The following is a 13,109-nucleotide window of genomic DNA, read 5'->3' on the forward strand; positions in this document are numbered from 1 at the left end:
TTAAAATTATGAAAAAACTTACTCTTGTTTTGAGTCTTTGCATTGCGAGTGTAAAGCTGATGGCACAAGATCCTTGGATAGTAAAAGCTGATAATATTGACGCAAAGGGATATTATGGCGTTACGGTTGCCAACGGAATGATTGGTATAGTTTCGTCGCCTGAGCCTCTTCATGTGAAGGATGTCGTTCTCAATGGAGCATTTGACACCTATGGTCGCGGACGTGTGTCTAATATTCTCAAAACGTTTGATTTTGCGAATATGGATTTAGAGGTTGATGGAAAAAAGGTCAGTAAAAATGATATCTCTTCCTATCAACAATCCCTTGATATGAGAAATGCTATATTCTCCACCAGTTTTGATTATCAGGGAAAAGTAAGTGTAAAGTCATCCATGATGGCCTTGCGGCACTTGCCTCATTCCATGATGATTGACATTGAGATTACGGCTCAAAAAGCGTGTGAAATAACGCCTTATAGCTTGATGTCAGCACCAGATATTTTACGAGATGTCAAAAATACTTTTCATTTGATAGACCGTCCTCATGCTCAAATTCCATTGTTGACTTCCGTCGCTAAATCTCCAACTGGAAAACATACTTTAGCCGCTTCTAATTCTTTTATTTTTGAAGAGCCAAGAGGTGCTGAACCAAAGGTTATTCATGAGGAATGGGATTATGGTTTGCACCGATTGAAGTTCACTAAAAAACTTGAAGCAGGTCAAACTTATCGTTTTAGCGTTGTTGGTTCTACTATTTCGACTGAACAAAATGTAGATCCACTAAACGAGGCAGAACGGTTGACGATTTATGCAGCACTTGAAAAGCATGATCGTTTATTGGCTCGTCACAAAGCTGCTTGGGATGAACTTTGGCAATCAGATATTCAGATAGAAGGTGATGATGAAGTTCAACGAGCTGCACATTTTGCTTTATATCATTTGTATTCGTTTTGTCGTGAAGGACAAGCTTATAGTTTGTCTCCTATGGGTTTGTCAGGCTTAGGGTATAATGGACATGTGTTTTGGGATACAGAAGTATGGATGTTTCCTCCGATATTGTTATTGCATCCTGAAATGGCCCAATCATTATTAGAATACCGATTTCAACGAATGGAGGCCGCTCGTAACAATGCCAAAGTGCATGGCTATAAAGGAGTTATGTTTCCATGGGAGTCGGATGACAAGGGGCAGGAGTCAACTCCCGTATGGGCATTGACAGGCCCTTTTCAGCATCATATCACAGCAGACGTTGGCTGGGCATTTTGGAAATATTACCAAGTAACCAAAGATAAAGAATGGCTTAAAACTCGTGGCTATCCCATGTTAAAAGAAGTAGCTGATTTTTGGGTAAGTCGTGCAGAGAAAGGTTCTGACGGAAAATACCATATTATCAACGTAGTTTGTGCAGATGAATGGGCTGAAAATGTGGACGACAATGCCTACACTAATGGAATGACGAAAGAAGTTCTTGAATTTGCGATAGATGCCGCTGACGAGCTACATCTAGAGGCAAATCCTTTGTGGGAGGAGGTTATGAAAAATCTTGTAATTCTAAAAGATACCAACGGTGTGACAATGGAGCACGCTACTTACAAGGGCGAAATTATCAAACAGGCAGATGTAAACTTGTTATCGTATCCCATGCATCAAGTAAGCAATCCTGAGGATATTAAACGAGACTTACACTATTATGAAGCAAAAATGTCTCCTGACGGACCAGCTATGTCTTGGGCTATTTTGTCGATTTTATATGCACGTTTGGGAGAATCCGAGAAGGCTCTTGATTTAATGGTAAAAAGCTACCAGCCTAATGAGGTGCCACCATTTAAAGTCTTGGCAGAAACTGCCGGAGGTGATAACCCCTATTTTGCCACGGGTGCAGGAGGTTTTTTACAAACTCTTATGAATGGCTTTGGTGGGCTAGAAATTGAAGAAAATGGAGTCGAACAAATAAAATCTATCAAACTTCCTAAACATTGGAAATCATTAAGCATAAAGGGAGTAGGGGTTCATAAAAAAACATATACTGTAACAAACAAGTAAGCGTAAAAAATATTAATCAGATATACAATTCTTTGCGTGGCGTCTAAAATCAAAAACGGTCGAAAATTACTATTTCGACCGTTTTTGATGAAAAATTAGAGACTAGCACGAATCTTAAAATATGTGATTGCTCAGATTTTATAGGTTTTCAATTTCCTCCAAAGAAAGCCCTGTTAATTGTTGAATGCTAGAAGTGTCAAGTCCCATCATCTTAGCTTGTCGAGCAATATTTCGTTGCTCTTCTTGTTTACCTTCTTGTCTACCTTCTTGTTTTCCTACCATCATACCCTCTAGGAGTCCTTCCTCACGTGCTGTTTCGACAGCATAATCGTAGGTGGCTTTATTGTCTCTAAATACTTTAAGACTGTATTCGTATCGTTCCCAATCTTCCCTATCCATTTTGGCTAGTTCAGCGACTTGAAAAGCGTGAGTAAATACTTCGTCTTTAAACAACTCTGGAATGTTTTGAAAGTCTTCCAGATTTTTGATGAAATACAACCATTTATCTAGTCTTGTAGCCAACTCATGTTCTTCTTTTTTGAAATTAGGCATTTCCAGATAGATATAAGTCAACTTGTCGTAGAAGACCTTTCCATTCTGATTTTTGAGATTGATGGTATGAACGACTTCTGATTTTTCAGGTTCAGATTCGTAATCATCAAAGGTGAAATCTAGCACGCCTATGCAGTACACCGCTTTGAGATTGTAGTTCCAAATACCTTTTTCTGCTTGTTCTCGAATCGGGAAAGTGGAATAGTAAATGGTTCTTTCTCTGAAATAATTCTGTTTGGCTTTTTGCAACTCAACGATAAACTTTTCACCATTCTGATTTTCACAATAGATATCATAAATGGCTTTTCGGTCATAGGGCGTAAAGCCTAATTGCTCATTGTTTTTGAAGGTGAGTTCTACGATTTGGTCTCTTTCGGGCAAAAGGGAGTTTAGGAAGTCAATAAGTTGTGGCTTACTGGCTTCTTCACCGAAGATTTTCTTGAACCCGAAGTCCGTAAATGGATTAAGATATTTTGCTTTCATGTTTGTAAAGGAGTAGTTCTAAAATCCAAAGTTAGATAATTTTCAGGACTTACCTCTATACTGTCTAAATGTTTGATTTATAGTTTCTTGGAAAAAGAAAAAATACTACAGGTAAATAGTGAAAAGTAGATTAAAACAAAAGCCAACCTGAATATGTCAAGTTGGCTTTCGTTTTAGCATCATTATAGGATTATTTTTTTCCTACATATCTCTCAAAAAACTCATAGATACGCAACATGCGGTCGATTCGTTGGCGAATATTTCCACTTCTCGATAACTCGTGTGTTCCACCAGGCATTCGCACATATTCTACTTCTTTACCCATGATTTTCATGGATTTGTACATCATTTCACTTTGAATTACCCCTGTTCTTAAATCATTTTCACCATGTTTGATCAACAAAGGCGTTTTGATTTTATCGATATAGGTGTATGGAGATTCTCTTTCCAAAATTGGTTTGATCTTCTCTTCCCAAGGATATCCTCCAAAGTAGTTTGGTACCAATCTCCAGGCATTCCCTTCACCCATAAAGGTTGTGAGGTCATATACGCCGCGTTGAGCAAAGGCTGCCTTAAAACGATGGTCATGTCCTACAATCCATGCTGTAAGATAACCTGCATAAGAACCACCTGTCAATACTTGCTTAGAGGTATCTACCCATGATTCTTTAGCGGCATCTGATGCAGCAGCCAAAACATCTTCAGCAGGACCTGTTCCCCAATCTTGATAGTTGGCAAATTGAAAATCTTTGCCGTATCCACCCGAACCTCTAGGATTGGCATATACAACACCATAACCTTGCGAACAAAAATATTGGAACTCATGCCACATTGAACTCTCACCTGGGCCCCACATTGCGGTTGGTCCTCCATGCATATTGAGTAGAAGAGGATATTTTTTGCCGCTCTCCATGTTTGCAGGCTTCATGATCCAATATTCCACGGTTAAGCCTTTAGAGTTTTTGTAAGTCCGTTTTTCTGGAAAACTAATCGCTTTGGTCTTAAGCCACTCGTCGTTTAAAGCGGTGAGCTTTACGGGAGCTTTCACTAACAAATCTGAGATATAAAGTTCTGACGGATTTTTAACTTCAGTTTTAGCAAACGCAATTTTATCTTTAGCAATATCAAATGCCGTAATTCCCGAATTAAAGTCAGTAAGCTTTTCTACTTTTTTAGTGGTAATATCTAACTTATATATGGGTGTTCCTCCATTTGAAGGAGCTGTCATATATAAAGCTTTTGAATCATCTGTCCATTCCAAATTTCCAGAGGCTCTATCAAACACGATTGGCGTAATGTTATTTCCATCAGTGTTGGCAATTAGTAGCTGATTGAAGCCTAACCAACTTACTTCTGATTGAGTAAAGGCAATCAATTTTCCGTCTGGCGATGGGGTAGGATTGGAATAACTTACTCCTTTTTTTGCGATGATATATTTTAAATCACTACCATCGGCATTCATACTGACGATAGCTGAGTTTTGCTCTCTATCTGGATGCAAAGTAGTGTCTCTACCACATGAAGCAAAGATCTTTTTGCCATCAGCCGACCATGTAGCACCATTATATGACCAAAAACCATGCGTAAGTTGTTTGGCTTTGGCTCCTTCTTTTACCTCTATGACAAAAAGTAGATTGAAACGTATTTCTGGATCGGTATTGGCCTCTCCTTGAAAATTCAAACGGCTGAAAACTTTAGCTTTTTTATCTTCAACATCTTTGTCTAAATAAGCTCTAATTTCTGCTAATGAACCATCTGGATTTGGTTTTACTTTTTTGTCAGGTTTTAAAAAGGTATTATCCTTAAAACCAGCTTTTTCAAATGACCAAGAAGGTAACGCTTTTGAAGGATTCAGTAAGGTGTCTTTCAACATTTCATTGACTGTTGTACCTACTGAAAAAAGAATTTTAGTTCCATCTGGAGACCAAGTTGGATTAGATGCACCTTGTTTTAGGTCGGTTAATTGAAAAGCTTCTCCACCATCCAAAGGCATAATAAATATTTGTGATTTACCTTTTACGCCACGAGCAAAAGCAATCTGTTTCCCATCTGGTGACCAAGCGGCGCTACCTACACTTTCTAAACCACGTGTAAGCTGTTTATTAGTTTGAAAATCCGAGACCCAAATGTGAGATCGATAATCAAACTCTAGTTTGTTTTCTTCGCTCGGTTCGTCGGTACGAACAGAATAGATAACTTTCTTGCCATCAGGAGATAAATTGACAGAACCAATTGTTTTGATTTTGTTCATATCGGTAACCAATACTTTGTCTGTGCCATTTTGGGCAAACAAACCATTCGTTACCATTAGCAGGACAATCGATATGCGTTTGATCATGTTAATGAAGTAAGATTAGAAAAATGTTAAGGGATTTGGAAGGCAAGCTTCAGAACAAATCTAACAAAAAAGCTAGTTTCTTGGAAGAAACTAGCTTTTTTATCGCTCTGATGCATATACTTAACTCTCAACAACGTACTCTAGTTATTAGAGTTTTTGGTTTCTACTCTAATGCGACCATCCGCATCTTTGATTACTTGTAGATAGGAGTGTTTAGATGTATTTTCTTTGGTAGGCTCTTTAGGTTTTTCAGATACCTGACTAGTTGGTGTTACATCTGTTTTGTTAGTAGAGGCTGATTTTACTACCTCTTTGGCATTGGCACTCACTTTCCCAATAGATTCGTTTTTGCTATTTCTGACACGAATACGACCTTCCTCATCTGTGTACACATTCAGATAGTCATGTCCAGTAGTATTTTGGGCATTGGATGATGCATTAACAACAGCTGTACTTACTTCTAATGATTGCTGTTGAGGAGGGGTGATTAGAGCCGTTTCGGCAGTGCCAGAAGAATCAAGCTTGTAGTTACCGTCTACATCTTTCACAACTCTAATGTATTTGTGAATAGCATTGGTCGACTGATTACTTGCGATGACATTAGGAGCCGCCACTGTGCTAACAGGAGCTTTGTAAGCGGTATCCAGCACCATTCTTCCATCTTTCATTTCGAATTTTATGGGAAGATGCTGACGGAACTCTTTGTTAAATTCACCCTTCTCGCCAGGCTCAAAACTTGGTAAGATATAAGCAGGGTTATCCATAGAAAGGATTTTCATTTGGATTTCGGCTTCACCATTTGCAAGAAGTTCTAGTTCTTTAGCAGCGGCAAAAGAAAGGTCTAGCACACGACTGTAAGCAAAAGGACCTCGGTCGTTTACTTTTACAATCACCTTTTTATTATTGCTGGTGTTGGTTACCTCTAAGATGGTATTGAAAGGAAGATTGCGATGGGCGCAAGTGTATTCGTCTCGGCTGTAGTACTCTCCACTGGAAGTCATTCGTCCGTGGAACTTGTCGGCATAATAGGACGCTCGTCCGTAATATTTTTCGCCAACTTGTGCTTTTGTTAAAAACTGTTGCCAGAAGAAAACACAAAAAAGTACTATATGCTTGATAATCCTCATAGAATTAGGTTTTAAATTTATTTGGTAAAAGAGGCTGAAAAATGGTTTTTTGAAGACCAAAAACCCTTAAACCAAAGATAAATGAAGTACCACTTTGGGTAGGAAATCTGTACATGAATAGTATGCTCTATGTCTGGAGAACATCGTACAAAGGTAATGAAAAAAAATATATATCTGACTATCAAAAAATTAGCTTTTGGATTTTTTTTTTATTTCAGAATAAACTTTCGAGAAATAACGCAAAAAGCAAATTTTTATTGGAGGGGCTTTCCAAGTTTGATTCCTTGGTTTGGAAGTTATAAGACAAGTTTTGTGAAAAGAATAACGTATATAACCTTTCTTGGAAAAGTGAAAAATGATTTTTCTCAATCCTTTTAAAATAGATAGGACATCTGAAAATTAATAAGTTGAATAAGAATAGGCTAGTTGCATTCATAAGCACGGAAGGTGAAGGCAAAGCGTTAATCGAAGCTTAGCTTTTAGTAATTTTTTTTCAATAAAAATGAAAAAAATAGAGGTCTTTTTCATTTTAAATATCTCCTAAAAAGCAGTATGAAGCCTAGAGCTACGTTGTTTTAGAGACAAAAAAAAGAGACTCCTCTTTCGAGGAATCTCTACATGTTAAATAGTCTGGTAAGAAATTATCTTTGGTCCATTGATACGTACTCACGTGGAGTAGCACCAACATATACCTGACGTGGGCGACCGATAGGTTCTTTATTTGCTTTCATTTCTTTCCATTGAGCGATCCAACCTGGAAGACGACCAATGGCGAACATTACCGTAAACATATCAGTAGGAATACCCAATGCACGGTAAATAATTCCTGAATAGAAGTCAACGTTTGGATATAATTTACGAGCTACAAAGTATTCATCGCTCAATGCTGCTGCTTCTAATTCAGAAGCAATTTTCAACACTGGGTCATTGATACCTAAAGCGGCTAATACATCGTCTGCTGCTTTTTTGATGATTCTTGCACGTGGGTCAAAGTTTTTGTAAACACGGTGTCCAAAGCCCATTAAGCGGAAACCTGAGTTTTTATCTTTTGCCATTGCAATATACTTAGCAGTATCTCCACCATCAGCTTTAATTGCTTCCAACATTTCAATTACTTCTTGGTTGGCTCCACCGTGTAATGGACCAGAAAGGGCATTGATACCTGCTGAGATTGAAGCGTATAAACTTGCATGAGAAGAACCAACCAAACGAACTGTTGAAGTAGAACAGTTTTGTTCGTGGTCTGCATGAAGAATCAATAATTTGTTCAAAGCTGCCGAAACTACTGGATCAACTTGGTAAGGAGCTACTGGCAAAGCAAACATCATATTCAAGAAGTTTGAGCAGTAATCCAAAGAGTTGTTTGGGTAGTTAACAGGGTGACCTTGAGATTTTTTGTATGACCAAGTTGCCATTGATGGCATTTTAGCCATTAAACGGATAATGTTTAACTCGTCAGAACCAGATTTATCGCCTGTGTAGAAAGCCGACATAGCACAAACCATCGCTGATAAAACGCCCATTGGGTGAGCATTTACCGGGAAGCCTTCAAAAATCTTACGCATATCTTCATTAACGATAGTATGCATTTTGATCGAATTTTCGAATGTTGCGTATTGTTCTGCAGTAGGCAACTCACCGTAGATCAACAAGTAAGCTACTTCTAAGAAAGAAGCTTTCTCAGCTAATTCTTCGATTGAATATCCTCTGTAACGGAGAATTCCTAATTCACCATCGAGGAATGTAATCGCACTTTTCGTAGCACCTGTGTTTTTGTAACCCGAGTCAATTGTAATATAACCTGTCTCATCACGGAGCTTGGCAATATCAATTGCTTTTTCATCTTCAGTTCCAGTAATAACAGGTAACTGAATACGTTTGTCACCTAATGATAGTTCTGCAAAATCTGACATAACCTATATATTATTTGGCTTAACCTTTTGAAATTTTGTTTTTATTTTGACGAAGCGAATTTACTGAAAATTGCCTTTTACATGGCAATCATTATCGGATTCTTTGGTAAATTTAGATACATATAGAAATTGTACAATTCTATGGCTGTTCATAATATTTCCCGCAAGAATGTTTCTGCAAGATAATCACGAAATTTGAAACCTTCATTACCTTTGTTGAAACTTGTTTAATAAATAATTTTAACCATAAAAATTCTTCAAATAATTAAATAAATCAATCTGATACAATAAATATATTAGAATTTTATTAGACCATTTTGATTGGTTTTATTATAGTTTTTGTTCAAAATACCATACTCATTACTCAAAATTATGCTTAAATCATATAAAAATACCGTAACCGAGCGATTTTTACGTTATGTTAAAATTGATACTCAATCAGACCCAGATTCATCTGCACAACCTTCGACCGAAAAACAAAAGGATTTGAGTCGAGTATTGGTCGACGAACTTCACGCCATGGGTATCAGCGATGCTGAACTGGATGAATTCGGTTATGTATATGCCACAATACCAGCTACTTCTGATAAATCGGTGCCTGTAATATGCTTCTGTTCGCACGTAGATACCTCCCCAGATTGTTCAGGAAAGGACGTAAAACCTATTATTCATTATAACTACCAAGGGCAGGATTTGGTTTTGCCAGATGATCATTCTCAGATAATTCGTTGTGCCGAACATCCTGATTTGCCTACCCAAATCGGTAACGATATCATTACCGCAAGTGGCAAAACTTTATTAGGTGCCGATAACAAAGCAGGCGTTGCCGAAATTATGGATGCTGCCTATTATCTTATAACTCATCCTGAAATACAACACGGGAAAGTTCGAATTTTGTTTACCCCTGATGAGGAAATTGGTCGTGGAACGGCCAAAGTCGATCTTGAAAAACTAGGCGCTGATTTTGGATATACTATCGATGGAGAAACATTGGGTTCGTTGGAAGATGAAACATTTTCGGCTGATGGTGTGGTAATTAAAATCACAGGGGTGAGTCAACACCCGGGTTTTGCTAAAGGTAAAATGGAAAGTGCCTTGAAAATAGCGGCTGAGATTGTGACAAATTTGCCCAAAGAAACTCTTTCTCCCGAAACCACGGAAGGAAAAGAAGGCTTTATCCATCCTGTTGGTATTTCAGGTGCAGTAGAAGAAGCATCGGTTAGTTTTATCATTCGTGACTTTACAGAAGAAAAGCTTCATGAACACGAAGCTTTTTTGAAAAGCATCATGGAAAAAGTATTGGAAAACTACCCTAATTCGAAGGCGATTTTTGAGGTGTATGAGCAATATCGCAATATGAAAGAGATTCTGGATAAATATCCTCATGTAACGGCTTATGCGCTAGAAGCTATCGAGCGTGCAGGTATTCCTGCCAAGCAAATGAGTATCCGTGGTGGGACAGATGGTTCTAGACTTTCATTTATGGGCTTGCCTTGCCCAAATATCTTTGCAGGCGAACATGCTTTTCATGGGAAGCACGAATGGGTGTCAGTGCAAGATATGGAAAAGGCTGTCGAAACGATTGTGAATTTATGTTGTATTTGGGAGGAAAAGGCATAGATGATAGGAGAATGGGTGTTACTTTATCTTAAAATGATAAAAGTAGGATTTACCTTCCTAAATTTGTATTAACTTCTCACAACGAATTTGAGCTATTTCATTTTATGCACTTGAGATGCTGTAATTTTATGTGCATAAAACCCAACCTTATGAAAAAATTATTCCTACTCGACGCAATGGCATTGATTTATCGTGCTCACTTTGCGTTTCAAAAAACGCCTCGTATTAGTTCAAAAGGACTTAATACTAGTGCTGTTTTTGGTTTTGCTAATACCTTACTTGAAATTTTAGCCAAAGAAAAACCTACACACTTAGGTGTTGCCTTTGATACGCCAACGCCTACGTTTCGCCATGTGCAGTTTGAGGCATATAAGGCGCAACGTCAAGAGCAACCTGAAGATATTACTGTTGCGATTCCGTATGTAAAGCGCTTATTGGAAGCCATGAACATTCCTATTTTATTAATGGAAGGCTACGAAGCTGATGACGTCATTGGTACTTTGGTCAAAAAAGCGGTTCGTGAGCATGAGGATATGGAAATTTACATGATGACTCCCGACAAAGACTACGGTCAGTTGGTAGAGGAACGTATCAAAATGTACAAGCCTGCTTTTATGGGCAAGGGCGTTGAGATTCTTGGACCACAAGAGGTTTGTGACAAATGGGGTATCGAAAGTGTATCTCAGGTGATCGATATCTTAGGTTTAATGGGCGATGCTGTCGATAACATTCCTGGCATTCCTGGGATTGGTGAAAAAACAGCACAAAAGCTTATTGCTGAGTTTGGAAGCGTAGAAAACTTGATTGCTAATGCAGATAAGTTGAAAGGTAAGCAGAAAGAAAATGTAGTCAACTTTGCTCAACAGGGCTTACTGTCAAAAGAGTTGGCAACTATTTTGTGTGAAGTACCGATTGAGTTTCACGAAGAATCTTTACGTATTTCGGAGGTAAATAAAGAAGTTCTTTCTCCACTTTTGGACGAGCTTGAATTTAGAACTTTACGCAAACGTCTGTTGGGTGAAGAGTCAGAACCTGTAGCGAAAGAGGAAACTGTTTCAGCAAAAGCTTCCAAAGCTGCTGCCGCTGGTCAGATGGATTTATTCGGAGGATTAGTTTCTGAAAAACCTTTGGCTGTTACAGAAACTACGCTCGAATCTAAGCAAAATATCTATTCTACCATTCACCAGTACCATGCCGTAGATACCCCAGAGCTACGTCAAAACTTGGTACACTTCTTGAGTTTACAAGAGGCTATTTGTTTTGATACAGAGACGACCAGTGTTGATGCTGTGGAGGCAGAATTGGTAGGATTGGCATTTGCTTATCGTAAAGGAGAGGCATTTTATGTACCTGTACCAGCCGATCAAGCGCAGGCACAAGCGATTGTCGATGAGTTTCGTCCTGTTTTGGAAAATGAAAACATCGAAAAAATTGCCCAAAATATCAAATATGACTTGATGGTAATGCAAAGATATGGTTTGACTGTAAGAGGTAAATTGTATGACACCATGTTGGCACATTATCTGATTGAGCCAGAAAAACGCCACAATATGGATATTTTGGCGGAAGATTATTTGAACTACACGCCTGTTTCGATTGAGGAATTGATTGGGAAAAAAGGAGCGAAGCAGGGCAATATGCGAGATGTAGAATTGGAAAAAATCAAAGAGTACGCAGCGGAGGATGCTGATATTACTTTGCAACTCAAAGATAGGCTACATCCGATTTTAGCTGAAAATGCTGGCGCAGTCAAATTGTTTGAAGAGGTAGAAATGCCTTTGACACAGGTTTTGGCTGATATCGAAATGGAAGGTGTACGTATTGATACCGAGTTTTTGGGTAATATGTCAAAAGAGCTGGAAACCGATATGCGTACCGTCCAAGATAGGGTTTTCGAATTGGCAGGAGTTGAATTTAATATTGGTTCACCGAAACAATTAGGAGAGATTCTTTTCGAAAAACTCAAGCTTGACCCCAAAGCTAAAAAGACCAAAACAGGTCAATATATGACGGGGGAGGAGATTTTGTCTAAACTAGAATCTGAGCATGAGATTGCGAAAAAGATTCTAGATTTTAGAGAATTACAAAAACTAAAATCTACCTATGTCGATGCCTTGCCTCAGCTAGTTTCGCCAACAACAGGTCGTATTCATACCTCATTTAATCAAGCTGTGGCGGTTACGGGTCGTTTGTCAAGTACCAATCCAAACTTGCAAAATATTCCAATTCGTACACCTCGTGGTCGTGAGATTCGCAAAGCTTTTATTCCTAGAAATGAAGAATATTTGATTTTATCTGCCGATTATTCTCAGATAGAATTGCGTATCATGGCGGCGTTTGCTCAAGACGAATCTATGATTGAAGCTTTTAATCAAGGCCGAGATATTCACGCAACTACGGCAGCAAAGGTCTTTAATGTAAGTTTGGATGAAGTAACTTCTGATATGCGTCGTAAGGCTAAAACGGTAAACTTTGGTATTATCTATGGCGTTTCGGCATTTGGCTTATCACAACAAATTGCAATTTCAAGAACTGAGGCCAAAGAAATTATTGATAGTTACTGGAGAGAGTTTCCAGCCATAAAACAGTACATGGATTCAGCTGTAATTAAGGCTAGAGATACAGGTTATTGTGAGACGATTCTTGGTCGTAGAAGATATTTGAGAGACATCAATGCTCAGAATATGGTCGAAAGAGGTTTCGCAGAACGAAATGCCATCAATGCACCAATTCAAGGTTCGGCAGCAGATATGATTAAGGTGGCAATGATTAAAGTGAATGACTTTATCAAAAAAGAAAAACTTCGTTCTCGCATGATTTTGACAGTGCATGACGAATTAGTATTCGACGCTCATCGCGATGAGTTAGATTTACTAAAAGAACGAGTAAATGACTTAATGATTCATGCAATAGATTTTCCTGTAAAAATGGAAACAGGCATGGGCGTTGGTCAAAACTGGTTAGAGGCGCATTAGAAAATATATGTCCCCACGCTGGTGCTGGATTCCTATCCAGCACCTATTTTTTCTAAGGA

At 38.4% G+C, this 13,109-nt stretch carries 7 protein-coding genes; 3 read left to right on the forward strand and 4 right to left on the reverse strand.

Annotated features, from left to right (window positions below; translation table 11 throughout):
- The first annotated feature begins 8 nt into the window (after nucleotides 1-8).
- Nucleotides 9-2,042: a glycosyl hydrolase family 95 catalytic domain-containing protein gene (locus tag QM524_RS05840; protein ID WP_283343858.1), complete on the forward strand. Its 2,034-nt coding sequence runs from the start codon at nucleotides 9-11 to the stop codon at nucleotides 2,040-2,042.
- Between the two features lie 138 nt (nucleotides 2,043-2,180).
- Here the strand turns inward: QM524_RS05840 and QM524_RS05845 are convergent, their stop codons facing one another.
- The 4 genes from QM524_RS05845 to QM524_RS05860 all read right to left on the reverse strand — a co-directional run bounded on the left by QM524_RS05845 (nucleotide 2,181) and on the right by QM524_RS05860 (nucleotide 8,455).
- Nucleotides 2,181-3,077: an Rpn family recombination-promoting nuclease/putative transposase gene (locus QM524_RS05845; RefSeq protein ID WP_283343859.1), complete on the reverse strand. Its 897-nt coding sequence runs from the start codon at nucleotides 3,075-3,077 to the stop codon at nucleotides 2,181-2,183.
- 190 nt (nucleotides 3,078-3,267) lie between these two features.
- Nucleotides 3,268-5,415, reverse strand: coding sequence for a S9 family peptidase (locus tag QM524_RS05850; RefSeq protein ID WP_283343860.1), 2,148 nt, complete (start codon nucleotides 5,413-5,415; stop codon nucleotides 3,268-3,270).
- A gap of 140 nt (nucleotides 5,416-5,555) precedes the next feature.
- Complete coding sequence (locus tag QM524_RS05855) at nucleotides 5,556-6,542, reverse strand: septal ring lytic transglycosylase RlpA family protein (protein WP_283343861.1); 987 nt, start codon at nucleotides 6,540-6,542, stop codon at nucleotides 5,556-5,558.
- A gap of 641 nt (nucleotides 6,543-7,183) precedes the next feature.
- Nucleotides 7,184-8,455 carry a citrate synthase gene (locus QM524_RS05860; RefSeq protein ID WP_095160893.1) on the reverse strand — a complete coding sequence of 424 codons (1,272 nt, stop codon included), beginning with the start codon at nucleotides 8,453-8,455 and terminating at the stop codon, nucleotides 7,184-7,186.
- A 372-nt stretch (nucleotides 8,456-8,827) separates the two neighbouring features.
- On the opposite strand from QM524_RS05860, the gene pepT reads away from it, so the two are divergent.
- Nucleotides 8,828-10,075, forward strand: coding sequence for a peptidase T (gene pepT, locus QM524_RS05865; protein ID WP_283343862.1), 1,248 nt, complete (start codon nucleotides 8,828-8,830; stop codon nucleotides 10,073-10,075).
- A 149-nt stretch (nucleotides 10,076-10,224) separates the two neighbouring features.
- Nucleotides 10,225-13,050 carry a DNA polymerase I gene (gene polA, locus QM524_RS05870; RefSeq protein WP_283343863.1) on the forward strand — a complete coding sequence of 942 codons (2,826 nt, stop codon included), beginning with the start codon at nucleotides 10,225-10,227 and terminating at the stop codon, nucleotides 13,048-13,050.
- Nucleotides 13,051-13,109: the final 59 nt, after the last annotated feature.

This window comes from Flectobacillus roseus (assembly GCF_030056595.1).
In the GTDB taxonomy this organism is placed as follows: domain Bacteria; phylum Bacteroidota; class Bacteroidia; order Cytophagales; family Spirosomataceae; genus Flectobacillus; species Flectobacillus roseus.